This is a genomic window from Candidatus Goldiibacteriota bacterium HGW-Goldbacteria-1 (assembly GCA_002839855.1).
GTDB lineage: Bacteria > Oederibacteriota > PGYV01 > PGYV01 > PGYV01 > PGYV01.
Map to the genome: position 1 here is coordinate 68,482 of PGYV01000006.1, position 26,651 is coordinate 95,132.

Consider the following 26,651-nt stretch of genomic DNA (forward strand, 5'->3'; position numbering starts at 1 on the left):
ATAAAGACCCGCGACTATCAACGCTCTTATGTTTGACCGAGCTGCCGTTCTTCGTTTTTCCCAAGCATCTAACCATCCAATCTTCCAAGCATCCATATTGCATCTACTTTCAAAATCCTATTGACAACAAATTGCTAATCTGACAAAATAGTGATAATGGCATAGTAGTTCCACCAAACAAAACAGGAGAAACACATTGTTTAAAAAGACTATACTGACATTAGCGGTATTTTTCCTGCTAAGCGGAACAGCATTTTCAGATATAGCACAAATCGGGACTACTTCTAACAACTTTCTGAAGATTATGGCACCCGCAAAGGCCGCCGCAATGGGTGAAACTTATGTTGCGCTGGCGGATGATGTGAATTCCATTCAATATAATCCGGCGGGATTGTCAAAAAGCATGCTTTCAGGAATATCGTTCACTCATATTATATGGTTTCAGGACATCGCGTTTGAAAACCTTAACCTTTCTTTTCCTTCACCTGCGGGCACTTTTGGTTTTTCAATTAATTGGATGCACTTTGCCGACACAATGTTTAAAACAGAAGTTGACCCCGCTTCCATAACAGGATATTCCACAGAATACGAATTCAGCCCTTATAGTTTTTACGGAACTCTGGCGTACAGCAAAGAATTTTCACGCGACTTTTACATAGGCGCAGCCCTTAAAATATTAAATTACGCCATTGACCCCAATGACGACAAAGGTTCCGCGTTATCATTTATGGCTGATTTTGGACTTATCTATGACATGGAATTTTTAGAAGGGCTGTCCGCGGGCGTATCATTTAAGAACCTTGGCCCCGGCACTTCTTTTGTAAAAGAAACTTACCTTCAGCCTATGAACATCCTTGCCGGAATAGGCTTTGAAAGCCAATACTTTGACATAGAAGGCGGCGTTGAATATTACTCTGACAACAATATAAATTACTCCATCGGCGCAAATATCACTCTGTTTGAAGCCTTAAATTTAAGGGCCGGATACAAAGGCGGCACAGTGCCGCGCCTTTCTTTTGGCGGCGGCATAGAATTCGGCGGAGCGGCAATTGATTACGCTTTTGTTCCTTATACTATAGACGGGCTTGGTTATACGCACAGGGCCACATTAACTTACAGCTTCGGCTCTCCGGAAGTTAAATTAAAAACTTATCCTGCTGTGTTCTCGCCAAACGGGGACAAAGTTGTGGATTACGTAAGGTTATTACCCGATGTCATGTCGCCGTCCAAAGCAAGGGCCGCGTCAATAAAAATTACAGACGCAATGGGAATAGCGGTCAGGACAGTAAAAATAAATCTCCGCAAAAAACTGTTCTGGAACGGAATGGATTCTCTTGGCATGCCTGCCGCAGAAGGCGATTACTTTATTCAGCTTGATGTTGATTATGGCAAGGGAATTAAATCATCCTCCGCGCCGGCAAGGGTAGAAGTGGACTTAACACCGCCTTCTATTACTGTTGACGGCAGCCCCAAACTTGTAAAGCCGGGCAGGCTTGATACCCTGCTTGTACCGGTTAATTTTAACCTGTCCGCTTTTGACAAAAACGGCATTGGGCAGTGGAAACTTGTCATCTACGGCCCTGATAACCTGCCTTTCAGAACTTATACGGGAACAGGCGACCCTATGATGGTAACATGGGACGGCAAAGACGACCTTGGCATAAACCAGGTGGATACAGGCAAAACATATTCGTACGCGCTGTTTGCCTCTGACAGCGTTGGCAACTGGGGCAAAAGCAGGGCTAAACAGGTAAAAATACTTTTCAGAGAAGTGGTTATTAACCTTTCCGCTGACACGCTTTTTGACCTTGGCAAAGCGGACGTAAAGATAGCGGTTTACAGCGATATCAAAAAGATTGCCGACCAGATAAAGGGCTATCAGAACCCCAAAATAACAGTGGAAGGCCATACAGATAACCTGCAGATGAAGCGCGGTGTTTACGCGGACAATATGGAACTTTCAAAAGCCAGGGCGCAGGCGGTTGTTAATTTCTTTGTGGAACTTTTTGAAATGGACAGGAATATTTTCAGGGTGGTGGGTTATGGCGAAAGCAGGCCGGTTGCTGATAATAACACTCCTGAAGGCAGGCGTGATAACAGAAGGGTTACAATAAGAATTTCAGGGATTGTTTATGAATAAAAAAAATATTTTTAAATTTAAGGGGAGGCAGTAAATTGAGAAGAAAACAGTCGTATGACACAACAGTACAGTCGGTAGAAAGGACGCTGGATATTATAGAGACTTTAAGCGCGCACAAAACAGGCGTGGGAGTAACAACTCTTTCCAAAGAACTTAAACTTCACAAAAGCACTGTTCACAGGCTTTTAACCACGTTGATGCTGCGCAAATACGTGGAACAGGACACAGAGACTTCCAAATACCGCCTTGGAATGCGTTTATTTGAACTTGGAAACGCCGTGCTTTCAAAGCTTGATATCCGTCAGCACGCCATGCCTTATTTAAGGCAGCTGTGGAGGGAAACCGGCGAGACGATAGGCCTTGCCATTGTTGACCAGTATAAAGTCCTTTACGTTGACGTCCTTGAAACCCTTGAACGCGTAGGGGTAAAGTCCAACGTCGGCGAACGCATGCCGCTGCACGCTTCTGCCTGCGGAAAAACATGGCTTGCCAGCCTTCCGGACGAGAGAATAAACGAAGTTATTAAACTTATCAAATTTGAACCTATGACGCCTTACACGATAGATAACGAAGCCAAATTAAAGGAAGCCATAAAACAAAGCCGCGACATTGGTTATTCCGTGGACAATCAGGAATATTCGCCCGATTTAATCTCTGTGGCTGCAGCTGTAAGAAACTTCAGAGGCAGGGTAATTGCATGCGTTGCAATCACTGCGCCTGCGTTAAGGACAGACGAAGCAAGAATCAAAGACCTTGGCGAGCGTGTAAAGGTTGCTTCGCAGAAAATTTCCCAGAGCATGGGGTTTAATAAATAAGAACAGGTTACAAGTAACAGGTTACAAGTAACAGGTTACAGGTTACAGGTGACAGGTGACAAGTTACAGGTGACAGGTGACAAGTTACAGGTGATACGGCACAGGTTTGGGTTTGGTAGGCGCACCCTTTAGGGTGCGGCAGTTGAATGGCTTAGATTTGGTAGACGCGGGTCTTTAGCCCGCGGCAGTTGAAGTTGGTTATCAGCTGTAACTTGTAAGCTGTAACTTGTAACTTGTAAGTTGTTACTTGTTACAACTTTTTTTTAACACTTCATTTTAACGATAAAAGGAGACATTATGAAACATTTAAGCGGGGTTAATCTTGGCGGTTTTTTTTCACAGGTAAAGGACGATATCTTTGTTGATTCACACCTTGACAGTTTTATTACGGATAAAGACCTTGCGCAGATAAAAAACTGGGGCTTTAACTCCGTGCGCCTGCCGGTTGATAATTTCTTTTTTGAAACAGCGCCGTTCAAATACGATGAATCAAGGTTAAAAAGGATTGATACGGTAATTTCTGACGCGGAAAAACACGGGCTTGACGTTATTCTGGACCTGCACAAAGCGCCCGGACACTCCTTTGCGTTTAAAGAAAGGGAATCTAACAACATCTGGGATAAGTCATCCGAAAGCAACAAGCGTTTTCTTCATATATGGGACATGTTTTCAAAACGCTACGCGCAGCGCCCAAATATGCTTTTGGAACTTATGAACGAACCTGTGGCGCCGGAAGCTTCGCAGTGGAACTCCATTTGTGATGATGCCATCGCTGTAATCAGAAACAACGACAAGCACCACTCCATAATAGTGGAATCCAACTTATGGGGCACGTGCAGGCAGTTTGACAGCCTTAAAAAGTTTGACGATGACAACATAATCTACAGCTTTCATTTTTACGAACCCATACTTATCACACATCAGTTTGCTCCGTGGGTCTCTTTTGTAATTTACGATATTTATAAGAAAGCCGTAAAATATCCGGGCAGGCCTGACGGTATAGGCGACGCTATGAAAAAGACGGAAGAAATGGACAATAAGTTCGCGGAACTTCTTCGCGGGCAGGACAGGGACTGGAACATTGAAGAGCTTGAAAAAGCCATGCAGCCGGTTTTTGATTTTCAGAAGAAATATAATGTCCCTGTATACTGCGGCGAATTCGGCGTAGTTGTTCTTGCTGACCCGGATACAAGAAAAAACTGGCTGAATGACTTTATCACCATACTTAAAAAACACCGCATATCCTACTCTTACTGGAGCTATAAAAATATGGACTTTGGAGTGATAGACCACACAGAACTTTATAAAGACAACCCTAACTACGACAAAAACCGTCTTGACGGGAACACTTTAAAGGCGTTACAGAATGGAATTCTTTAAGGTACTGCACAAATATAAACTTGCCCGCGCGTGTGAAATAAACACCATTCACGGCACGATAAAGACACCTGTCTTTATGCCGGTAGGCACTCAGGCAACCGTTAAATTAATGACCCCGGAAGACATGTACGACATGGGCGTTGACGTAATTCTGGGAAACACGTACCATCTTTTTCTGCGCCCCGGAATGGACATAATGAAAAAAGCCGGCGGCCTGCATAAATTTATGAACTGGAAAAGGCCCATTCTTACGGACAGCGGCGGATTTCAGGTTTTCTCGCTTTCGCAGTTCAGAAAAATAACCCCGGAAGGCGTAAAGTTTAAATCGCACATAGACGGCGCGGAACATTTCTTAACGCCGGAAACGGTAATAGATATTCAGACCGACTTGGGCAGCGACATCATGATGGTGCTTGATGAATGCCCGCCGTATCCCGCGGAACGTAAATATATAGAAGATTCGCTTGACCTTACTTTGGCGTGGGCTAAAAGGGCAAGGGAGTATCATAAAAGCGATACCAGTTTTTTATTCGGGATTATTCAGGGCGGCGTGCATAAAGATCTGCGCGAGAAATCCATGGAAGAGCTTTTTAAAATGGACTTTCCGGGCTACTCCATAGGCGGCGTTTCCGTCGGCGAAGGCAAAGACCTTATTAATCAGGGCGTTGACTGGTGCGCGCCTTTTATGCCGGAAAACAAACCAAGATATTTAATGGGTGTCGGGACACCGGAAGATATCTGGTACGCGGTTGAAAAGGGCGTGGATATGTTTGACTGCGTCTTTCCCACACGAATTGCAAGAAACGGCGCCGTTTATACCAAAGAAGGGCAGATATCCGTGCGCAACGGCGAATACAAAGAAGATTTCCGTCCCATGGACCCCGGCTGCGGCTGTTACGCCTGCAAAAATTACACCCGTGCTTACATCAGGCATTTATTCAATACACATGAACTTCTGGGCATGAGGCTCACCACTTTACACAACATTTATTTCATGATAAGATTGATGGATATTATTAGAAAATCAATATTTGAAGACAGGTACGAAAAAGCAAAAGAGGAATTTTTCAGCGTTTACAAGCTGAGATCATAGCAATTCCGTACGGGTAACACCCGGGAAATGCAAAAAAATGGAGGTTCTATTATTATGTTTACAACTTTACTTTTCGCAGCAGAATCAGCAGTACCGGCAGCAGGAGCGGCAGCACCGGGCCAGCCGTCAATGATTGCATCTTTTTTACCTTTGGTTCTTATTTTTGTGGTTTTCTATTTTATGTTCATCATGCCGCAGCGCAAGGAACAGAAGAAACTTAAAGAAATGATGGCTTCACTTAAGGTCGGCGATAAGGTTGTTACCAACGCAGGCATAGTGGGAACCATAGGCAAGATACTTGAAAAAGACGACGTTCTTGCCATAAAGTGCGGAGAAAACACCACGATAAACGTACTTAGGGCTTATGTTTCCAGAAAAATAGAAAAAGAAGATGCTTCGCCTGTACAGGCAGAAGAACCTAAAAAATAATGTCGGAATTCCGTAAGGATCCGCTAAGCAATCGGTGGATAATCACACTGGATGACAAGACTTTCATCCCCACAACCGGCAGGGCATTGCCTGCAGACCTTCCTGAAAAGGACGAAAACTGTCCTTTTTGTCCGGGCAATGAAGATAAAGCCGGCAAAGAAATATACAAAGTGGATTCTGCCAAGGGCGAATGGGCCATACGGGTGGTTCCTAATAACAATCCTTACCTTCAGATAGAGACACAGCTTAAGAAAAAAGGCGACACCATATATGATATCATTGCCGGCACAGGGGCTAACGAGGTAATAATAGAAACCCCGCTTCACAATGGCGGCTTTGATAACATTTCGCAGGAGCAAGCCGCGGAAATTATCAAGGTTTACAGGGCAAGAATGTTAGACCTTTTAAAGGATGACCGCCTTGAATACATCCTTATCTTTAAAAACAAGGGCTCTCGCGCTGGGGCAAACCTTGTGCATCCGCATTCCCAGTTAATGGCAATGCCTGTAATTCCAAAGACAATTTCAGACGAGATGACAGAAGCAGAGCAGTATTATAAATTCAAAACCCGCTGCCCTTTCTGTGATACGCTGGAAGCGGAGCTTTCCTCGCGCTTAAGGCTTATAAAAGAGAGCGAAAACTTTGTAAGCTTTGTCCCGTTTGCTTCAAGGACGCCTTTTGAAGTCTGGATAATGCCAAAACATCACACAAGCCATTTCTACACCATAAACGACGCCATGTCGGCGGAACTGGGCGCCCTGTTAAAAGATTCCATTTCAAGGGTCAACAAGGCCCTAAATCACCCGCCTTACAACTACATGATACACACCGCTCCGGCAAAATCACCGGAAATTCCTTTCTTCCACTGGCACATAGAAATTCTGCCAAGGGTTAAAAGTATTGCCGGGTTTGAATGGGGAAGCGGTTTTTACATTAATCCCACACTGCCGGAAGAGTCCGCGGAATACTTAAGGGGGCTTTAATGCCTTCCGCCAAATCCGAAGACAGGATACTTACGGTATCAGAAGCCTCTGTGATTGTTAAAGAGTTACTTGAGGGCGGGCTTAATAATGTATGGATTAAAGGCGAAATATCAAATTATTCAACCCCTTCTTCAGGCCATGTTTACTTCACCTTAAAGGATAACGACAACCAGATTAAGGTGGCGTATTTCAGGGGTGCGTCCAAATGCAATAAATTAGGGATTGAAGACGGCAAAGAAATAATGGTTTTTGGAAGGGTGTCAGCTTACGGCAAGCGTTCCGAATACCAGCTTATTGCTTCTGAAATTCAGGTAACAGGAGTTGGTGCGTTACTTGTAGAATTCGAGAAATTAAAGAAAAAACTTAGCGATAAAGCTTTATTTAAAGAAGAACATAAACGCCAAATACCTTATCCGCCTGCGCGCATCGCGATAGTGACAAGCCCTACGGGCGCCGCCATCAGGGATGTCATTAAGATTCTTAAAAAAAGATACACATCGCTTTATGTTCTTGTGTGCCCATCTTTAATGCAGGGCAACGAAGCTCCCGCGCAGATAATTAAAGCCATTAACGATATCAACGAAGACGGCAGTTTTGACGTTATCCTTTTGACACGCGGCGGCGGCTCTATGGAAGATTTATGGGCTTTTAACGACGAAAACCTGGCACACGCCATATATGATTCCAAAACACCGGTAATTTCCGCCGTAGGCCACGAAATAGACTTTACCATAGCGGATTTTGTGGCTGACATGCGCGCTCCTACGCCTTCGGGCGCCGCAGAGATGCTTGTCCCGGACACCGCGGACATTGTCCGCAGGCTTACGGTAATCAGGGACAGAATTAGTTCTTCGCTGGAATCCATTGTGGACTTAGGGCAGGAGCGGTTAACCAAACTTATGCAGAGATACGGCTTTAAAATGCCGTTTAAAATTTATGAAGACTCTTCACGGCAGCTGGATGAACTTCAAATACGGTTAAAAAAAGCGTTGTCTTACAGCGTTGAGGGCACGGAATCAAAACTTAACCTTTTAAAAGAGAAAATGCAGCTGTTAAACCCGCTGGCAGTTTTAAAAAAAGGCTATTCTGTAGTCTATGAAACATCCACGGGAAAAGTGGTGACTGACGCGTCGCGCTTAAAAGCGGGCGATAATCTTGACATTAAAGTATTCAGCGGGCAAATAGCAGCCACTGTAGACACCATAAAAAAGAACAAATAAAACGGTTAATAAAACCGGGAGGTAATAATGGCAAAAAAAGCGCAGGAAGCAAAAGCGGGATTTGAAATTTTCTTAAACGAAATAGAACAGATAGTGGACAGCCTTGAATCAGGGGAGCTGTCACTTGATGACGCCATAGCACAGTATGAAAAAGGAATGGCGCTTGCGGAAAAATGTGAAAAATCACTTAAAGAAGCCAAGATGAAAATTGAAATTGTGAAAAAGAAAACTGTAAAAGGGCTGGAAACAGAAAATTTTGAAGACGGCGATGACGACGAAGATGAAAACGGCCCCGAAGATAACGACGATGATGATGACAATGACAACAACGACGGAAAGCTTCCGTTTTAAACATCAGCAGAGGATAATATGAAAAAACTATTAAATGAACTTATACAGATGACTGACGGCGCGCTTAAAGGTTATTTATTGCCGCAAAAAGGCCACCCCGCGCGCATTTATAAAGCCATGCAGTACAGCATCTTTGCCGGCGGAAAAAGACTAAGGCCTGTTTTATGCCTTATGGCGGCCAAAGCTTGCGGCCTTTCATACAAAGACGCGCTTCCTGCGGCATGCGCGCTGGAAATGATTCATACCTATTCGCTTATTCACGACGACCTGCCGGCAATGGATAATGATGACTTGCGCAGGGGCAAACCCACCTGCCATAAAAAATTTGACGAAGCTACGGCAATTCTTGCCGGCGATGCGCTTTTAACAAAGGCATTCGAAACCGCGTTAAGCGCTTCAGAAAATAAAAAGACATCCAAAACAGCACTTCGTGCGGCTTTAGAAATTGCCAAAGGCGCGGGCGCAGAAGGCATGGTTGGCGGACAAATGGCGGACATAGAAAACGAAGGCAAAAAACACACAAAAAAGGCGCTGTTATATATTCACGGCCATAAAACAGGGTCGTTAATAACCGCGGCAGTTACGGCAGGCGCGATACTTGCGGGCGCTGACACTAAAAAAGAAAAACTTTTCCGCGCTTTCGGCGAAAAAATAGGCCTTGCGTTCCAGATAGCCGATGACATACTTGACGAGACCGGCGATGAAAAAAAGATGGGCAAGAAGTTAAGAAAAGACAGCGGCGCCGGAAAACTGACCTGGCCCGCAGTATTCGGCCTTGATGAATCACGCAAAAAAGCTTTTAAATTACTCTTTGAAGCAAGGCAGATTTTAGGTAAAATAGGTACCGGTACAAAAGGCTTATCCGCGCTTGCGGAATTGTTTGTAAACAGAACACACTAAAGGAGATTATAAATGAGTTCATTTGTTGACGGATTAAAGGACTTTTGGGATGTATTAATTGTTATAATTACCCACAAAATATTTTATACCACTTTTATTTCGTGGTTTGCTGCGCAGTTTATTAAGTTCGCGCTTAACCTGATACTGCACCACAAAATAAATTTTCACCTGCTGGTGGGGACCGGCGGAATGCCTTCATCGCACACAGCCACCGTTATCGCGGTTACAAACGCGGTTGGAATGGATTCGGGTTATGATTCGGCGGTCTTTATGGTGGCGCTGTGCTACTGTATCGTGGTTATAAGCGACGCAATGGGCGTAAGAAGGGCTGCGGGCAAGCAGGCGGAAGTGCTTAACAAAATGATGGATGAATTCGGGCACCAGAAGTTTTCGCCGAACCGGTTAAAAGAACTGCTTGGCCATACGCCCCTTGAAGCTATTGCCGGAATTCTTATAGGGCTTTTCCTTTCCATCATTATTTATAACTGGTAATCATGAAAAAATACACCGTTTTAAACAGGGTAAATTTACCGTCAGACATAAAAAAACTTGACGCGGCGGAATTAAACACGCTTGCCGCCGAAGTGCGTTCCTATATGACCGATGTTGTTTCGCGGACCGGCGGGCATCTTGCTTCGTCGCTTGGCGCGGTGGATGTTACCATAGCGCTTTTAAAATGTTTTGACACCCCCAACGATAAAATAATCTGGGACGTGGGCCATCAGTCATACGGTTATAAAATACTTACAGGCAGAAAGCACGCCTTTAAAACTTTAAGGCAGTACGGCGGAATTTCCGGTTTTTTAAAACGGGATGAAAGCAGATACGACGCTTTTGGCGCGGGGCACACATCCACATCCATCTCCGCGGCTATGGGTTTTGCCACAGCCCGCGACGTAAACAATAAAAACAACTTTGTAACCGCCGTAATAGGCGACGCTTCGCTTGCAAACGGAATGGCGCTTGAAGCAATGAACCACATAGGCTCTGAAAAAACAGACATGCTTATAGTGGTTATAGACAATGAAATGTCAATTTCTCCCACGGTGGGCGCACTGTCCACACATTTAAACAGGATTATTTCCGGAAAATTCTACAACGACCTGCGCGCGTCCGCGAAAAACGTAATAGAAAAAATACCCAAAATAGGCGTCCCTGCTTCCCATGTAATCAAGCACCTTGAAGAAGGGGTTAAATCCATTTTTTCGCGCGGTATTATCTTTGAAGACCTTGGTTTTATGTGTTATGGCCCCATAGACGGGCATGATATAGAACTTCTTTGTTTCGCCATTAACAATATGAAAATGATAAAGGGGCCAAAACTGCTTCACGTTATCACTAAAAAAGGCAAAGGGTATGAACCGGCAGAAAAAAATCCCACGCTGTTTCACGGAATCGGCGGTTTTGACAGGGAAACAGGCGAACCTTTAAAGCCCAAAATATGCGGCACGGCTTATTCCAAAGTATTCTCTGAAAAACTTGTCAGGCTTGCTTCTAAAAACAAAAAAATAATAGCCATCGTGGCGGCAATGATAGAAGGCACCAACTTAATAAAATTTAAAGAGAAATTTCCTTCGCGTTTTTTTGACGTGGGCATAGCCGAAGAACACGCCGTAACTTTTGCGGCAGGGCTTGCGGCAGAGGGTTTTAAACCGGTTGTTGCCGTTTATTCCACCTTTATGCAGCGGGCTTACGACCAGATAATTCACGACACGGCAATGCAGAAACTTCCCGTGATATTCGCGCTTGACCGCGCCGGCATTGTCGGCGAAGACGGCCCCACACATCACGGCGCGTTTGACATAGCATTTATGCGTTCGGTGCCCGGTATGGTGGTAATGGCGCCTTCAGATGCCGCGGAACTTGAAAAAATGCTTGAAACTGCCGCCGCCTATAACGAAGGCCCCGTAAGCATAAGGTTCCCGCGCGGCGATTCCTGGACATTTGACGGCAACGGCAATAAACCCGTTAAAATAGGCAGGTCAAGAACCATTAAAAAGGGCGTTTCGCTTACCGTTGTATGCCTTGGGCATCCGCTTCCGGAAGTAATTAAAGCCGCGGCGCAGGCAGAAAAAAACAGAAGGGTTTCAATAGAGATAATTGACGCGCGTTTTGCCAAACCGATTGACATCTCAACAGTTCTTGCGTCTGTTTCAAAAACAAAAAGACTTATAACTGTGGAAGAAGGCGGTATAGAAGGCGGTTTTGGCCAGGCGTTAATATCAGGGCTTCATCAGGCGGGGCTGAATAAATTTGAATCGCATATAATTGCCATAAAGGATTCTTTTGCGGGCCAGGGAAAAATGAGCGCCATTAAACACGACTGCGGCCTTGACAGTGCGGGCATTTTAAAAGAAATCAATAAGATGCTTTTTAAAAGCAGATAAAACGGGGTTAAACTTATGCTTTCGGAAATTAAAATACAGAATTACGCGCTGTTAAAAGAGGTTCGGGTGGAATTTCACCCCGGCCTGAATATTTTAACCGGCGAAACCGGCGCGGGAAAATCCATTATAATCGGCGCGCTTGACATAGCGTTAGGGGAACGCGGATACGTGGAAAACATCCGCACAGGCGAAGACAAAGCTGTAATTGAAGCCGTATTTGACCTGTCAAAAAATACCGTTTTAAAAAACCTGCTTAACGCAAAGCTTGATAACGCGGGAATAGAGGCCTCGCAGGATACCCTTGTGATTAAAAGGGAGTTAAACCGCAGTTCCAAAGGCAGGATATTCATAAATAACAACGCGGCTTCGCTGTCGCTGCTGCAGGATATCGGCGTTATGCTTATAGACATTCACGGACAGCACGAACATCAGTCGCTTTTAAAAAGCGAGGTTCATATAGGATTACTTGACGCCTATGCGGCATCCGCCCCGCAGGTAATGAAAGTGTCGGAATTATACGCGCGGCTTATTGAAATTGAGAGTGAAATAAAAAAATTAAACACGCTTGAATCGGAAAAACAGGAAAAACTGGATATTTTAAATTACAGGATTACAGAACTTACAAACGCGGCGCTGGTATCCGATGAAGAACTGGAAAATTTAAACGCTCGGCGCGAAAAAATGGCGCATTCCGAATCATTAAAAACATCCGTAAATTCCATAATTAAAGCTTTGTCGCCTGCGTCAGCGGATTTAGAAGGAGACGGCGCAATAGAACTTCTGGATAAAGCAAAAACCCACATTGAAGAGGTGGGCGAAATTGATAAAAAAGCCGCGCGGGAAATAATGGCAATGGTGGACGATGCCCTTATTAAAGCTGAAGAAGCAAAAAGTTTTTTCCTTGAATACGTGGACACCATAGAATTTGACAGGGACGCGCTTGCGGAAACAGAGGAACGCATTGAACTTATTGAGACCCTGATGAAAAAATATAAAAAAGACAGCGTGTCTTCGCTGATGTCCTACGCAAAGCAGCTGGAAGAAGAAAAGAAAAAGATAGAACTAAATTCAGATACAATATCATTACGTGAAGCGGAAAGAAAAAATGTTTTAAAAGACCTGTCCGCGAAATGCATAGCGCTGTCAGAACTGCGCCATAAAAAATCCGTGGAACTTGGCAAAAAAATAGAGGAAGAATTAAAAGGGCTTGGAATTTCTAAAGCGTCTTTTGAAGTAAGGGTAACCGAACCCGAAGCCGAAAACAGCCGTATTTCTGTTGACCTGGGCGGCAAAAAAGTCAGGCTGTCAGCTGACGGAATTAACCAGGTGGAATTCATGATATCTTTAAACGCCGGCGAAGAGGTAAAACCGCTTGTGAAAGTGGCGTCCGGCGGCGAAGTTTCCAGGATAATGCTTTCAATTAAAAATATACTGTCCGGCGCCGATACAATTCCTGTCCTGGTCTTTGACGAAATAGACACAGGCATAAGCGGCAAAGTGGCGCAGGCTACAGGGAAGAAGTTAAAGGAAATTTCAAAAAACAAACAGCTTATCTGCATTACACACCTGCCGCAGATAGCGGCTTTTTCAGACGTCCATTATTCCGTGACAAAAGGTACACAGTCAGGAAAAACACACACGGCTATTAACCGGCTTTCGCCCGAAGAAAAAGTGACAGAAGTGGCGAAACTTTTAAGCGGCGAAACAGTGACAGGCGCTTCCCTTAACGCCGCGCGCGATTTAATAAATGAAGCCGTATAGCTCAGGCATGCCATGTCTGTAATTCTCTCTGTTATCTCCCTTATTCTATTATTTCTTTTTATACTGACCGCGCCGCCTACGATATATTTTGGTGACAGCGGGGAACTGGCAGCAGCGGCTTATAACCTTGGAATAGGGCATCCGCCGGGTTATCCTTTATTTACACTTACGGAAAAACTGTTCTCGTATCTTCCGGCGGGCGATATCGCGTTTAGAATGAACCTGATGTCAGGCTTTTTTGCTGTGATTGTTTTTATACTGCTTTATCTTTCCGTCAAAGAATTTATATCATACGCGGGGCTGTTCCGGGGAAAACAGGCCTTAAAAGAAACCGGCATTATTTCAAATTTCACGGCGGTAATTACAGCGCTTATTTATGTTTTATCCGCCATTTTTTGGGAACTAAGCCTTAATATCAAGGGCGGAATTTACACAATGGCGCATTTCGGTTATGTGCTTGCGATATACTCGCTTATCAGATACTTATCAACAAATAAAATAAAATGGTTTTATTTGCTTGCTTTTACCTGCGGTATATTGCCTGTTTTTCACCAGACCACGCTTGTCCTTGTAATTGCCGTATTAACCGCTGCGCTTTTTGCCGGCAGGGGAAAACTTAAACCAATCAGCCTTGTTGGGGCTTTTGCGCTTTTGTTAACCGCGGCCGCCGCCCCGTATGTGTATCTGTTTATCAGGCATTCTCCACATTCATCCGTTGTGTGGTTTGAAATAAACACGTTTACGGATATTATAAACCACATACAAAGAACGGCATACTTAAACGCCGTATCTGTCCCTTTATCATTAAATTCCGCCGTATTAAAAACGACCCTATACATACAGCAGCTTTTCACCCAGTACAACGCCTTTATAGTCCTCTTCATAATGGGATTTATTGCGGTTTTTAAAAGCAATAAAAAACTGTTTTTCTTATCCGCCGGTTTTATCTTTGTAAACTACTGCGCCCTGATTTATTTTACCGACAATACTTTTTCGCCCGTATTCATTTATGTCAACAGGCCCTTCTATCTGTTAAACGACATAATACTTATTATCTTTGGCGGCGCGGGGCTTTATTACGCCGTAAATCTCTTAAAAGAAAAACAGGGCATTAACCCCGTTTTTTCGCTGTCGCTTGTGCTTATTATCCCTGTAATACAGCTGCTTATAAATTTCCCCGCAAACAATCATTCACGAAAATTCTTTGCTTATGACCACGCGGAAAACATAATGAAAACGTTAAAACCCGGTGATATTATATTTTCAAAAACTGATCAGCCTTCTTTTAATATCCAGTACCTGCACTATGTAAAAAACAAATACAGGGACATTAAAGCATACGACACCAACGGCAACGTGCTTGACCATTCCATTTACAGCCATATCCCAAGGCGGACATTTACGGCGCAAATGCAGAAAGATATAGAAACAAAAATTGTGCTTGATAATCCCGGAAAAGTTTTTAATTTTGACCTTATGGCGTATCCGGAACACGATTTATACACCGCCAAATACGGCATCGTGGGTAATATTACTTTAACGGGCAAAAGCATCCCCGGAGACAGTACCGTTATGAAACTTATAACTTTAAGGGATTACTTTGCCGGACATAAACTTGATTATTTTTACAGGGAAACCATAGCAAGGTATTTCTGCCGGCTTGCCCAATATGCCATGCGGGATAATGACGGCGAAAAAGCCCGTATGTACTTAACCGAAGCGGAAAAAACCGCCCCCGACGCGGCCGTTATCATAAAACTTATCGCTTCTGTTTATTTTTATGACGCCAGGGATCTTCCCGCAGCGTTAAGTTATCTGGAAAAAGCGGTACTTATGGACCCTTATGACTTTCAGGCACTGCGGCTTATGGTCTTTATCTACAGTAAAGCTGTGCCGCCGGCAGTACCGCAAATGATTAAATGGCTGGAATACGAATACAGGTATCAAAGCAGCGCTCAACGCAGAGCGGAGATTGCTTCAAAAATATCAGTATTAAAATCCGGCGGGATGATAGATGCCCGGCAATAAGCCTTGTACAGCCTGAATAATAACCTGCGGTTTACAATTTACAATTACCCTTCACTTTGTTAATATGTTTTAAATAATTTAATCATGGAGGAAACAACCGTGACGGTAAAAGAATTCCTTAAACTTGACAGTGAAATCAGAAAAAAAACATCATGTGCGGCGCCGTCCTGTTTTATAAGTTTTTCTGATGATGATAAAAAATGCGCGGCCGCGATGGAAGCCGCAAAAAAAGCGCTTGAAACCGAAACAGAAGACGGCGATGCTTATTTATTAAAAGGCAAGCTGCTTGCTTCATCCGGTGATTTTTCAAAAGCCGAAGAATGCTTTAAAGACGGGCTTCACTTAACAAAAGATAAAAACCTTTTTCTCTTCTGCATCGCCGATATTCAGTATAACAGGGGAGATATAGAAGAGGCAGAAGCCACAATAAAAACAGCTTCCGCCGATTACCCATATGTATCTTTGATGCTTGGCAGGCTGTATTTTTCCGCGGACAAACTTAAAGAGTCAGAAAAAGAGTATAAAAAAGCAATTTCAGCCATAAAAAAATGCGCGGAAGCGCACGTGGGGCTTGGCGGAGTTTATGTCACTATGGGAAACCTGAAAAAAGCCGCCTCTGAACACAAATCCGCGATACTTATCAACCCGAATTATTCTGACGCGCGCTCCGGCAAGGCGTGGATATGTTATTTTATGAATGATTTTAAATCCGCAGAGAAACATTTCCTTAAATCCGCGGAAATAAGCCCCAATCAGCCGGACAATTACATAGGTCTGGGCTGGGTTTATTATAAACTTGAACGCTATAGCGACGCAAAAAAAGAATTTTTAAAAGCCGCGGAAATAAACCCCAAAGATCCTGATGCTTTTATAGGGCTTGGCTGGTCAGATTATCAGAAACGGGCTGTAAGCAGGGCTAACCTGCTTGACGCGGAAGGTTACTTTAGAAAAGCGGCGGAATTAAACCCGCAGTACGCGGACACACACATAGGGCTTGGGTGGGCCTGTTCGGAGCTTGACAGGTTAAAAGACGCCGAGAAATCATTTTTAAAAGCGCTTGAAATTCACCCTGAATATGATGATGTTTATGTGGGGCTTGGCTGGGTACAATATAAAAACAAAAAATTCATAGAGGCGGAAAAAAGTTTTAAGAAGGCCGCGGAACTTGATCCCAAAGATCCCGATTCTTATGTGGGCCTTGCCTGGACTGCTTTTATGCAGGACGAATTTAAATATGCCGAAAAACACTTTTTAAGCGCGCTTAAAAATCAACCCGGGCACAAAGAAGCTTCAGTAGGGCTGGGCGAGGTTTACCTGAAAATAGGAAATACAACCAAAGCTAAAAAGTACCTTGGCAAAATAAAAAGCCCGGATAAAAAAATAAAATACGGAAAACAGATTTAAAACTTATCTTTTAAGGTCTTTAAGTATTTTTTCCGCGTCTTCCCGCTGCTTAAAATCGGGCTTCTTTAAAAGCAGTTCGTTAAGCGCCGCTATGGCTTCCTGTTTTTGCCCCAGAGTCGCCGCCGTTACCCCTATGTTATAAAGGCATTCATAAAAATCCGGCTTGAATTCAAATGACCGCTTGTAATGATAAAGGGCGTTGGTATAATCACGGTTTCCGAATAATATATTTCCCAGTGTAAAATTAGCCGTTGCGGCAAGCTGTTTGTCGTACATCTCTATTTTTTCAAGCATAGGCATTATTTTGTCGCCCCGGCCTGTTTTAAGGTAAAGGTCAAGCAGGTTGTTATAAAACAGGGCGGTGACAGGGGCGCGTTTCACCGCCTGAATATAATCTTCTTCCGCAAGCGTAAAATATTTCGGGTCCTGTATTTCGCCAAGAAGGGTATGGACCCTTCCTGAATTTCCCCAGTAATACGCGTTCATGGAATTTAATTCAGACCCTTTCTTGTACGCCTTTTCCGCCATTAACAGCAGTTTTACTTTGGACTCTTTATCCTGATACATCATGGCTAAGCGCTCGTAAGCCAGCCCAAGATAAACGTGGTATTTAACCTCGCCCGGGCATTTTTCAACGGACAGTTCGTGCTGTTTAACCGCAAGATCCCACCTGTTGTGAAGGGAACCGTAAAGTTTGCCCATATTGTAATTAACATCCGCGCTGTAAACGTTATATGCCTTAAAACATAAAAATACTGACAGCACCGCGGCGCCGCACATAAGCGCCGGAGCAAACAGCCCCGCTTTTTCCCGGTCATAAAGTTTTATTACGGAAGCCGGCAGCCTTTTTACCGACGCGTAATCCAAAGCGTGTATTGCCATTATCAGGTAGAAAGTGGTATTGATGGCGGCTACGCCAAAGCTGAACATATTCTGAACAAGGTATCCGACAGACGCCGCAAAAAAACCAAGTGAAAGTATTCTGTAATTATACTCTTCAATTCTTTTAAAAGACCTGTACCAGGAAAGCAGATAGAGCCATATCATCATCAAGTAAATACCAAGGCTTATAAGCCCCATTGTGGCGGCGATATTTAAAGGTTCGTTATGCGCGGTCCTTGATGATACGTTTGCGCCGTCAATCTGCGCGAAGTCAGACCCTTCATAAGCGGGAAAAACAGCTTTAAAAGTATCAACCCCAAAACCAAATATCGGCTTATCCTTAATCATTTTTACCGCGGGAATCCAGATATGAAGGCGGGATTGCTGTAAACTGCCGGGAATATCCGCGATTGAAGATACAATTCTGTTTGTGGCGTCTTTGCCTGCTGTTAAACTTAATATCACGGCTATTACAAGCACCGCCGATACCGCTGCAATCCATATTTTATGTGAAACTATCGCTTTTAAAAGCCCGCCGCTGTTCTGACTGCTGTTTTTCAGGAATACTTTAATTCCATATATTAAAAAAACCGCCATTGAAAATACAAATCCCAGAAACGGCCCGCGGCTCTGGGTGCCGAATAACGCGATATATTCGCCTACAAACAGCAGCCCAAGAAGGGCCATATAACCTTTTTTACCCGCCTTTGCCGCCTGAATGAAAAACGCGACAGAAAGAGGAATTACCATAATGATAAAAGCTCCCAGAAAATTCGGGTTTCCCATACTGGCAAAATACCGGCCTTTAATCACGGAAGCATCACTCCACTTTATGAAATCAAACCCCGCAAACTGCATCAGGGAATAAACGGTGATAAACAGCCCTGATAGCGCGATGGTTAAAGCCGCGTAATTTACCTGTTTTTTTGTTTTAATAAACTGCGTCGCGATAAAATAAAGCGCCACATAGTTAAGGTTGGAAAGGGAACCCGCAAAATTTTCATATTCGCCGCGGAAACTTAAATTCGGGGAAAAGCTGGTAAAGGTGGTTATTATGTTCATCAAAGCCCATAAAAGCATCGGGATGTCCAAAGGCATTGGCTTGTATTCGATACGGCCTTCGCTGAATATTTTAACCAGCCAGGTGCCAAGCATTAAGGACGTAAATATCCTAAGCAGGGTAAGCTTTGGCATTTCAAACTGGTCATATGACTTTATATTAAAGAAAAGCGGTACAAGAAAAACCGCCGCCATCAAAAGCCAGAATATAATACTTCCATAAACATCCGGTTTAACCGGCGCATTATTATCTTTAATGTGTTTGTCTTTAGCCATTTTTTCCTCCGTTTTCATATCCTTTAAAATTCATAACAGTATAAATACTGTTTAAATATTAGTCAATTCAAATAAGTTCTTAGCATAGTTTTGTCCGCGTTCTGGTTTGTCTTCGTAGGGACAGCGCTCCCGCGCTGTCCGTGTTCTTGTATCGTCTTGGTAGACGCGGGTCTTTCCCGGCCATCGCAGCAATAATGTTGCTATGGCGGAGACGGCAGCCGGCGGTTTATTATTTAATGTAGAGGCGCAACATGTTGCGCCTCGCCTTTGGGTATTATCAGTTAAAGAGAACCTGCGCAGCGAGAATCCCGGCAATGAAGCGAGTTTACTATCGGAAGCAGCCGTGGACTGTTGATTTGTTTTTGCGGGGAGTCATTTTGTTTTGAAACACAATAAAATGAATTGACACTCCAAATAAACAAGTCATATAATCAAAATAAAACAGGAGCAAATATGAAACTAAAACTTTATCAGATAGATTCATTCACGGACACTGTATTTAAAGGCAATCCGGCGGCGGTTGTTCCGCTTAAGGGCGAATGGCTTAAAACTTCCGTTATGCAGAATATAGCCGCGGAGAATAACCTTTCAGAGACCGCTTTCTATATAAAAAAAGGTGACAAATTCCATTTGCGGTGGTTTACGCCGCTGACCGAAGTTGACCTGTGCGGACACGCGACACTTGCGTCTGCGTATGCGGAGTTTTTTATTCTGGGAAATAAAAGTAAATTAATTACTTTTGATTCCAGAAGCGGGGAACTTACGGTTAAAAAGGACGGCAGCAAACTTGTCATGAATTTTCCGGCTGATATCATAAGCGAAATAAAGCCGATAAAAGAGCTTAATTCCTGTTTTTCAGCAAAGCCGGTTGAAGCAATAAAAGGGGTTTCAGATTACATGCTTGTGTTTAAAACAGAAAAGGAAATCAGGGAAATGAAACCGGACTTTATAAAAATGGCAGCCATAAAAACCCGCGGCATTATTATTACGGCGCCCGGGGGGAAATGCGATTTTGTATCGCGTTTCTTTGCCCCTGCGTGCGGCATAAACGAAGACCCGGTCACAGGCTCCGCGCACACAACGCTTGCGGTATACTGGGCAAAAAGGCTTAATAAAACATCCCTTACCGCGCGGCAGCTTTCAAAACGGGGCGGGGCCCTGTGGTGTGAAATTGAAGGCGGCAGGGTTAACATATCCGGAAACGCCGTAAAGTTCATGGAAGGGGAAATTGTAATTTAATCAATTCGGAATTCACACTTCAATTACTCTAAACAATAGGATGCCGAATATGTATTGATGAATTAGATAAATAGCGGTAAAATTATATTTATCAAACATAATATAGTTTCAATCGGATGTTTTATCTTATTATTGAAAAGACAAAAACTCCCGCATAGGATTAAGGATAAGATATCATGGAGGATGGGATTTAAAACGTGAATATTTTACCAAAAACGTTCCGCAGAAAGCTGTTAGGATCATTGGTAACGATTTTAGTTTTAACATCGTTTACCTATGCAGCCACTCTTGGAGAGGCAGTTGAATATGATGCCGGTGTGTTTGTCGTTAATGGGGACGCCGACTGGTTTTGGCAGGATGCAGATTATTTCGTGGGCGCTGATGCGGCGCGCAGCGGAGCAATCAGCCATAACATGACATCTGATATGGAAATTGTTGTATCCGGCCCGGGAACAGCTAACTTTTACTGGAAGGTATCAAGTGAATACGGATATGATCACTTGAACTATTATGTTGATGACGTGCTGGTTGACAGTATTTCAGGGAATGAATTATTTTGGATAAATTCGGGAAGTGATATCCCCGCCGGAGACCATGTTCTTTCCTGGAAATATATTAAAGATGGCAACATTACATCGGGACAAGACTGCGGCTGGGTTGATGTCTTTTCTTTTGTGTTTCTTACAGCGACAATCACTCCGACAGTAACCCCTACAATTACTATAACGCCTACTTTTAGCGTCACAAAAACAATAACCGGCACATGGACATATTTTCCGACGCCTACTATTACTATGACATCGTATGTAACTCCGATTAACACACCCGTAACCGTTAATATACAGGAAGCCCTTGATTATTACGAACTTGGTTCTTACAGCCATGGAGGATGTACGTTGCCGGGATGGATTGGACAGACCGCTTATTTCTATCATGATGGCGATGCTTTAAAAAGCACGCCTGCAGGTAATAATTGCAGCCAATATTTATATTTTGAGGTATTCAAACCCGGCGAAATAAGTTTTTACTGGTCGGTATCTTCAGAACCGGTAAATGATTATGTTGTATGCAATGCCGGCAATACTGAAGTTGCAAGGATAAGCGGTTCAGTTCCCTGGACAAAAGTTGAATACAAATTCACAGAAGCGTATTTTATGTTTGGATGGAACTATGTAAAAAACAGCAGTGTTGCTGGCGGGTCTGACTGCGCGTGGATTGATAAACTTGTATACACCGTTTACACGGAAACGATAACACCTACATGGTCTATTACAAAAACCGCAACAATCACCGGCACTTATACCGCAACACAAACAATAACACCAACTTCCACAATAACGCCGACTATCACCATTACGCCTGTTTTTGTTGCACAAAATATAAACGATGACTTTACGAATGACATATATTGTTATCCATCCATAATAGATATAAAGCGGGGCGTAGATGAAATTACATTTTATAGGCTGCCACACGAAGGGAATATCATCATATACAATATTAATGGCGAGCGAGTTTATAATCAGGAGTTCATTAAACATGACGGCGTATTGGGACTGCGTTTTTCCCGTGATATTGATAAAGCCGTTCTTTCTCCGGGAGTCTATATTTATGCTATTTTTGATAATAACAACAATAACAAAATTACGGGCAAATTTGTTTTGCTTAGATAAATATCGGGAGAGTATTGTGAAACACAGAAAACACTTTATTACAGCCGCAGTATTTTTTGTTATTATGCTTTTTACTCTATCCTGCAGCCGCGAAGGCAAAGTCATATATCCTTCGGGCCCTTCAGATAAACAGCCTACTGCTACGGGTATATATACAAACACTCCCACACATACCAGAACAATAACTCCGACACCGTCAGAAACTCCTCGTTTTACAAAATGGAAACTTGAAAATGCAGACCCGGGTTTTCCCGCTTCATCATCAGGTGCGGCAGTGGTTTATGACAATAAGATGTGGTATATTCCGTTGGAGAGTAATTCCGGTGTTTGGTATTCCATTAATGGTATTGATTGGGTATTGGCTACATCGTCTCCGTCTTTTAACTGGATTTTTGACGGGGAGCTTCTGTTATATAACAATGAAATGTGGCTGATAAGAAGCTACAACTTTGGCTATCCTCTTGAAATATGGAAATCGTCAAATGGAGTAGACTGGACAATGGTTACTGATGATACCGGATACCCGGGAAGAGTGTATTCCTGTTATGAAGTGTATCAGGACAAGATATGGGCTTTTTCCGGATATGGTTCATGGGGAAGGCAGTACAATGACGTGTGGAATTCTTATGATTGGATTATTTGGAATAAAACCACTTTGGATGGGGGGCTATTCTTTGAGCAAAGAGCTTATGCGGATTCTTTTGTTATGAATGGGAAGTTGTGGATTATCGGAGGTATTCATTATGCGAAAAATTTATCCGACGTATGTTATACAGTTGACGGTTATGACTGGGTTATGATAACTGACACTTTGCCGTTTTCAGGAAGTACAATAAAATCAGTGGCTGTTATTGATGAACGTATATGGTGTATTTCGCCAAACGCAGATAAGAGCGTATGGTATTCAGATAATGCCGTGGACTGGAAGGCGGCAACAAAAAATGCCGAGTTTCAAGAAATGACAAGAGGTAATATAATATATTTTAATTCCAAACTTTGGATGATAGGCGGGTACGAAATCGGTGTTGGGGCAACTTCCAAAGTATGGTCTTCGGAATAAGGGAGGGATAATGAAAAGATTAAGTTACTGTCTATTTTATATTTTTCTTATTACTTTTCTTGTAGTTCAGATATCATGCAGCAATAAAAACATACCTTCTAATCCCGATACAGGCCCTACAAATACCCCTACTATGAATCCTACACAAATATTCGGACTAACCATGACTGTCGAGGTTGCAGATGCGCTGAAAGCACAGCAAACAGCTATTGCTAAGGCAACACAGGATGTGAAGATGACTCAGACTTGTATTGCCGGAACCGCAACTCAGATAGTAAAAGAAACACGAACACAGGTTGCTCTGGAAGCGGCTCAAACAGCAGCTGTCATTGCAACAATGACTGCTACTGTGTTTGTTCCTACGCGGACAGAACTTACCACTATGATAAACGTGCCTTCAGGTACTTTTACTCAGTGTTGTGACAGTTCCGGGAATAGTTTTAATCATTCATTATCAGCTTTCAAAATAGCAAAATACGAGATGACTTATAAAATATTCCGGGAAATTCACAGTTGGGCATCAAATCGGGGATACCTGACGGAAAACGGCGGGTACTGTTTTACTACACCCTCTGACACAAAACCTGTAATTATTGTTAATTGGAACGATGCAGTGGTATGGTGCAATGCGTATAGCGAATACGAAGGTTTAACACCTGTTTATTACAACGACCCGACTTTTACTAATGTTACAAAGAATGGCACATATGATGTTTACCCATATGTGAATTGGCAGGCAAATGGGTACCGTCTGCCTACCGAAGGGGAATGGATGTACGCTGCAAGTTATGTAGATGGTACGTCATGGACACCAGGTAATTATGCCAGCGGCGCGTCAGATGATTATGTCAATTCTTCTGCTACATCTTTGGTTGCGTGGTATGGTGTTCAGTTCGGATATGCTTATCCCGTAGGTCTGAAACAGCCGAATGCACTTGGTATTTATGATATGTCAGGAAATGCAAAGGAATGGACATGGGACAGAAGCGGTGACTATCCAACAACTCCTCAGTTTGATTATAAAGGCTATACAACCGGATATCAACGTGTAGCAAAAGGCGGATCTTTTTTTAATATCGCACAATACATAACAATATCACGCAGAGAAATGTGGGCGCAATATGGCGAAAGTAGTGACTTTGGTTTCAGGGTTGCTCAAAACGTCCCATAATTTTATAAAGATAAAATCAGACGTTAAAAAAACGGTAAAAATTCTTGGATTCATTACGACTTGTATTCCAACGTACCAGACAAAACTTGTTTAAAGTAGCAATAAAAACAAAGTATGATAATTGGGTTTAACCTCTCTTTCCAAGCCTCTAAGCATCCAACCCTCTAAGCCTCCAAACATGCTTTACTTCAATTATTGACAAATATAATTTGTTCTGTTAATCTGTTAAAACAGCTTTAAAAACAAGCGGTTTTAAGGAGAACACATGAAAAAATTCTCTAAGTTATTATTATTTATATTAACTATAGTGTCGTTTTTATCGGCGGGTTTATTTGCCCAGGAACCCGACCCTTTTGCGGTTGACAATAACAGGGTAAGCGCTTCAGACCTTCTTGATGAAATGGAAGACCCTGATTCTATGCCTGTTGACCAGTCAACGGGTATTGATGATGACGCCACTTTGGATGAAATGTTAAACGAAGAAGGGCCTGATGCCACAACACCCGATATTCAGGGCGCCATGACAGAAAGCGCTGAAGGCGTTTCCCAGGAGCAGGCAGGCGAAGGTATCACAGCTGATTCCGCCGAAGAAGTGACAGGAACCGCGGTTTCCCAGTCCGAACAGATGTTTAAAAGCGAAGAAGCGGTTATGAAAGATAAAGAAATGACAAAAGAACAGATTCAAAAAGACGTGGAGCTGCTTTACGCGGAAGGCAAAAAATATTATGACGTGGAAGATTACGACGGCGCGGCGGAAATATGGGGCCGCATTATTACAAATTACCCCACGGCAAGCGGTTTGTTTACAATCCGCTATTCAATAGCAAATGCTTATGAGTTTTCTAAACAATACGACAAGGCAATACAGCAGTACCAGAAAGTGCTTGCCGAAAAACCAAAAGAAGAAATTGCCGTAGAAGCCGCATACCGCCTTGGCGGATGCTATGCCAAACTTGATAAATGGCAGTATGCCATGGAAGTTTACAAGGATATAATCCGCAAACAGGGTATGTCAAACGCAAGGTCATCAAGGGCTTATTTTAATATGGCTCTTGTTTACATGAAACAGGGAAAGTTTAAAAGGGCGGAAACTATTTATAGAAACATTATCAGGTATTATCCAAATACTTCTTCGGAAATTCAGGGGCGCTTTAACCTTGCCGCGCTTTTATCGCAGACACACAGGTATAAAAACGCGGTAAACGAATACAAGCTTATCAATTATAAGTTTAAAAATACGGACTGGGCGCCCATGGCGGCCATGCACATAGGCGACACATACAAACTTTCAGGCGATTTAAAAAATGCCAAAGAAGCATATTCGCGCGTTCTCTACGAGTATTACAACAACGAAAGGTATGTTAACCAGGCAGAACAGCGTATTGAAGCCCTTAAAAATCACAGAGCAATAGAGCAAAAAGTTTATGGGGACTAAATTTTTTAAGACTGTTTTACTTTTAACCGCCGTAATTTTATCTTCTGCGGTGCTTATTTGGGCCGAAGACCCTTTTGTAACAGCCGAAAAACTTTCTTCCGCGGGAAAATACGAAGAAGCCATAAAACTTTACCGCACAATCCGCGCCACATATCAGGGCGCTGACTGGGAATTAAAAGCCAGGGCGGGCATCGCAAAAACTTATGAAAAAAAAGGCGATCTTGATACCGCCTGTAACGAATACAAAGATATCTATTCAAAATACCCAAAAACAAAATCAGGGGAAGACGCGTTATTGTCATGCGCGCGCATTAAGACGATATTAAAGGATAACAACGGCGCCCTTGCTTTCTATAAAGAATATCACAACAGCTTCGCGCGCGGTGAACAGCGCTCTTTGGCTTATTTCAACATGGCTTCAATTTACAGGCAGTCCGGCAACCCCAACGCGGCGCTTAAAGTTTATAATGAAATAATTAATAACTATCCCGAAGACGTCTGGATTCACAGCTGGGCCGCCATTTATTCGGGCGACATTTACGCGGCGCGGAAAGAATATGATAAAGCGGTGGAAACTTATTCCAAAACCATTAAAAGCAAAGAAAACGCCTTTCTTGCCGGGCTTTCAGAACTTCATAAAGGCCAGGCATTTATAGAGAAAAAAGATTACGATAATGCGGAAGAGACCTTTCAAAAACTGCTTAAGCAGACAAGCCTTTTTACGGAAGAAGCCCTTATAGGCCTTGGCCGCGCGCAGATGGAAAGCGGGGAACCCGCGCTTGCAAAAGAAGTATTTCAGTCCGTTGGCGACCTTTTCCCGGCTTCTGTCTGGAAAGTTTACGCGGATAAAAAAATAGCAGAGATAGAAGAACTTTTAAAGAAGAAAAAATAGTTCCGTTTTAAACCGCACGGCAGCCATTTTTTTCATGGCCGCCGTTTTTTTTTGAAAATTAAGGCTGTGATAT

Annotated in this window: 21 protein-coding genes; 20 read left to right on the top strand and 1 reads right to left on the bottom strand. The window is 43.2% G+C overall.

Annotated features, from left to right (window positions below; translation table 11 throughout):
* The first annotated feature begins 196 nt into the window (after positions 1-196).
* From CVV21_07645 to CVV21_07710, 14 genes are all read left to right on the top strand, one after another.
* A complete protein-coding gene (locus tag CVV21_07645; protein ID PKL91449.1) occupies positions 197-2,140 on the top strand; it encodes a hypothetical protein in 1,944 nt (647 codons plus the stop codon).
* 35 nt (positions 2,141-2,175) lie between these two features.
* Entirely contained in the window at positions 2,176-2,955 is a 780-nt protein-coding gene (locus CVV21_07650) for an IclR family transcriptional regulator (protein PKL91450.1), read from the top strand.
* A gap of 297 nt (positions 2,956-3,252) precedes the next feature.
* A complete protein-coding gene (locus CVV21_07655; GenBank protein ID PKL91451.1) occupies positions 3,253-4,335 on the top strand; it encodes a hypothetical protein in 1,083 nt (360 codons plus the stop codon).
* Entirely contained in the window at positions 4,322-5,428 is a 1,107-nt protein-coding gene (locus tag CVV21_07660) for a tRNA guanosine(34) transglycosylase Tgt (GenBank protein ID PKL91452.1), read from the top strand. Before CVV21_07655 ends, CVV21_07660 begins: the two co-directional genes overlap by 14 nt.
* A 27-nt stretch (positions 5,429-5,455) precedes the next feature.
* Positions 5,456-5,857, top strand: a complete 402-nt coding sequence (gene yajC, locus CVV21_07665; GenBank protein PKL91453.1) for a preprotein translocase subunit YajC — start codon at positions 5,456-5,458, stop codon at positions 5,855-5,857.
* Complete coding sequence (gene galT / locus CVV21_07670; protein PKL91454.1) at positions 5,857-6,840, top strand: galactose-1-phosphate uridylyltransferase; 984 nt, start codon at positions 5,857-5,859, stop codon at positions 6,838-6,840. The genes yajC and galT overlap by 1 nt, the downstream gene beginning before the upstream one ends.
* Entirely contained in the window at positions 6,840-8,060 is a 1,221-nt protein-coding gene (xseA, locus tag CVV21_07675) for an exodeoxyribonuclease VII large subunit (protein ID PKL91455.1), read from the top strand. Before galT ends, xseA begins: the two co-directional genes overlap by 1 nt.
* Before the next feature lie 27 nt (positions 8,061-8,087).
* Entirely contained in the window at positions 8,088-8,411 is a 324-nt protein-coding gene (gene xseB, locus CVV21_07680; GenBank protein ID PKL91456.1) for an exodeoxyribonuclease VII small subunit, read from the top strand.
* 18 nt (positions 8,412-8,429) lie between these two features.
* A complete protein-coding gene (locus tag CVV21_07685) occupies positions 8,430-9,311 on the top strand; it encodes a polyprenyl synthetase (GenBank protein PKL91457.1) in 882 nt (293 codons plus the stop codon).
* Positions 9,312-9,323: 12 nt separating this feature from the next.
* Entirely contained in the window at positions 9,324-9,803 is a 480-nt protein-coding gene (locus tag CVV21_07690) for a hypothetical protein (protein PKL91458.1), read from the top strand.
* A gap of 2 nt (positions 9,804-9,805) precedes the next feature.
* Positions 9,806-11,698 (top strand): 1-deoxy-D-xylulose-5-phosphate synthase, encoded by a 1,893-nt coding sequence (dxs, locus tag CVV21_07695; protein ID PKL91459.1) that lies wholly within the window; start codon positions 9,806-9,808, stop codon positions 11,696-11,698.
* Positions 11,699-11,713: 15 nt separating this feature from the next.
* Positions 11,714-13,459, top strand: coding sequence for a DNA repair protein RecN (gene recN, locus CVV21_07700; protein PKL91460.1), 1,746 nt, complete (start codon positions 11,714-11,716; stop codon positions 13,457-13,459).
* 12 nt (positions 13,460-13,471) lie between these two features.
* Entirely contained in the window at positions 13,472-15,487 is a 2,016-nt protein-coding gene (locus CVV21_07705) for a hypothetical protein (GenBank protein ID PKL91461.1), read from the top strand.
* Between the two features lie 84 nt (positions 15,488-15,571).
* Positions 15,572-16,891 carry a hypothetical protein gene (locus CVV21_07710; GenBank protein ID PKL91462.1) on the top strand — a complete coding sequence of 440 codons (1,320 nt, stop codon included), beginning with the start codon at positions 15,572-15,574 and terminating at the stop codon, positions 16,889-16,891.
* A 3-nt stretch (positions 16,892-16,894) separates the two neighbouring features.
* On the opposite strand, the gene CVV21_07715 is transcribed toward CVV21_07710, so the two are convergent.
* Positions 16,895-19,126: a hypothetical protein gene (locus CVV21_07715; protein ID PKL91463.1), complete on the bottom strand. Its 2,232-nt coding sequence runs from the start codon at positions 19,124-19,126 to the stop codon at positions 16,895-16,897.
* Between the two features lie 435 nt (positions 19,127-19,561).
* Between CVV21_07715 and CVV21_07720 the strand changes: the two genes are divergently transcribed.
* The 6 genes from CVV21_07720 to CVV21_07745 all read left to right on the top strand — a co-directional run bounded on the left by CVV21_07720 (position 19,562) and on the right by CVV21_07745 (position 26,578).
* Complete coding sequence (locus CVV21_07720; GenBank protein PKL91464.1) at positions 19,562-20,347, top strand: isomerase; 786 nt, start codon at positions 19,562-19,564, stop codon at positions 20,345-20,347.
* A gap of 197 nt (positions 20,348-20,544) precedes the next feature.
* Complete coding sequence (locus tag CVV21_07725) at positions 20,545-22,020, top strand: hypothetical protein (protein ID PKL91465.1); 1,476 nt, start codon at positions 20,545-20,547, stop codon at positions 22,018-22,020.
* 16 nt (positions 22,021-22,036) lie between these two features.
* On the top strand, positions 22,037-23,080 hold the full coding sequence (locus tag CVV21_07730) for a hypothetical protein (protein PKL91466.1): 1,044 nt from the start codon (positions 22,037-22,039) through the stop codon (positions 23,078-23,080).
* Between the two features lie 10 nt (positions 23,081-23,090).
* The gene (locus tag CVV21_07735; protein ID PKL91467.1) at positions 23,091-24,251 is read left to right on the top strand and encodes a hypothetical protein; all 1,161 of its coding nucleotides are present in this window, start codon (positions 23,091-23,093) and stop codon (positions 24,249-24,251) included.
* A 265-nt stretch (positions 24,252-24,516) separates the two neighbouring features.
* Positions 24,517-25,686 carry a hypothetical protein gene (locus CVV21_07740; GenBank protein ID PKL91468.1) on the top strand — a complete coding sequence of 390 codons (1,170 nt, stop codon included), beginning with the start codon at positions 24,517-24,519 and terminating at the stop codon, positions 25,684-25,686.
* Complete coding sequence (locus CVV21_07745; protein PKL91469.1) at positions 25,676-26,578, top strand: hypothetical protein; 903 nt, start codon at positions 25,676-25,678, stop codon at positions 26,576-26,578. The genes CVV21_07740 and CVV21_07745 overlap by 11 nt, the downstream gene beginning before the upstream one ends.
* Positions 26,579-26,651: the final 73 nt, after the last annotated feature.

Coding starts and splice junctions, on each gene's coding strand:
- recN (PKL91460.1), top strand. CDS start 11,714: ATGCTTTCGGAAATTAAAATACAGAATTACGCGCTGTTAAAAGAGGTT.
- CVV21_07740 (PKL91468.1), top strand. CDS start 24,517: ATGAAAAAATTCTCTAAGTTATTATTATTTATATTAACTATAGTGTCG.
- yajC (PKL91453.1), top strand. CDS start 5,456: ATGCAAAAAAATGGAGGTTCTATTATTATGTTTACAACTTTACTTTTC.
- CVV21_07705 (PKL91461.1), top strand. CDS start 13,472: ATGTCTGTAATTCTCTCTGTTATCTCCCTTATTCTATTATTTCTTTTT.
- CVV21_07745 (PKL91469.1), top strand. CDS start 25,676: ATGGGGACTAAATTTTTTAAGACTGTTTTACTTTTAACCGCCGTAATT.
- xseA (PKL91455.1), top strand. CDS start 6,840: ATGCCTTCCGCCAAATCCGAAGACAGGATACTTACGGTATCAGAAGCC.
- CVV21_07655 (PKL91451.1), top strand. CDS start 3,253: ATGAAACATTTAAGCGGGGTTAATCTTGGCGGTTTTTTTTCACAGGTA.
- CVV21_07715 (PKL91463.1), bottom strand. CDS start 19,126: ATGAAAACGGAGGAAAAAATGGCTAAAGACAAACACATTAAAGATAAT.
- CVV21_07720 (PKL91464.1), top strand. CDS start 19,562: ATGAAACTAAAACTTTATCAGATAGATTCATTCACGGACACTGTATTT.
- CVV21_07690 (PKL91458.1), top strand. CDS start 9,324: ATGAGTTCATTTGTTGACGGATTAAAGGACTTTTGGGATGTATTAATT.
- CVV21_07660 (PKL91452.1), top strand. CDS start 4,322: ATGGAATTCTTTAAGGTACTGCACAAATATAAACTTGCCCGCGCGTGT.
- galT (PKL91454.1), top strand. CDS start 5,857: ATGTCGGAATTCCGTAAGGATCCGCTAAGCAATCGGTGGATAATCACA.
- CVV21_07735 (PKL91467.1), top strand. CDS start 23,091: ATGAAAAGATTAAGTTACTGTCTATTTTATATTTTTCTTATTACTTTT.
- CVV21_07685 (PKL91457.1), top strand. CDS start 8,430: ATGAAAAAACTATTAAATGAACTTATACAGATGACTGACGGCGCGCTT.
- xseB (PKL91456.1), top strand. CDS start 8,088: ATGGCAAAAAAAGCGCAGGAAGCAAAAGCGGGATTTGAAATTTTCTTA.
- dxs (PKL91459.1), top strand. CDS start 9,806: ATGAAAAAATACACCGTTTTAAACAGGGTAAATTTACCGTCAGACATA.
- CVV21_07710 (PKL91462.1), top strand. CDS start 15,572: ATGGAGGAAACAACCGTGACGGTAAAAGAATTCCTTAAACTTGACAGT.